The following is a 432-nucleotide window of genomic DNA, read 5'->3' on the forward strand; positions in this document are numbered from 1 at the left end:
GATGGGCTCGATGGCGGAGCGGCGCCGGAGCTCGCGCTTGATGGCGCCGAACACGCCGCGCTTCTGGCCCGAAATGAAGACGCGACGGGGATTTTGCGTGTCGTGGCCGCGATATCCCTTGTCGACATAGGCCCGCTCGATCGGACAGCCGGTGAGCGCCTCGGTGCGGTCGATGACGTCCCGCAGGGTATGACCGTCGTAGGGATTATCGGGCAGCGACCTGGCGTGCAGTACGAACAGGCCACCGGGCGCCCGGCGGTTGTTGGTGACGATGGAGGCCTTCACGCCGAACTCGTAAGGCGCGGCGGCCTTGCCTTTGCCGATGCATTCCACCTCCGGGGCATGGAAGGAATAAAGCTTCCAGCCGCGCTGGCGCTGCTGCTGCGAGCGGATTTGCACGGCCCGGCCAAGCGGGAGGGCGAATGCCTCCTC

At 66.7% G+C, this 432-nt stretch carries 1 pseudogene; it reads right to left on the reverse strand.

Annotated elements, in window-relative coordinates:
• Positions 1 to 432: pseudogene (locus tag AC0L3P_RS40080) on the reverse strand (IS5/IS1182 family transposase); the annotation flags it as partial.

Source organism: Bradyrhizobium sp. WSM4874 (assembly GCF_055811835.1).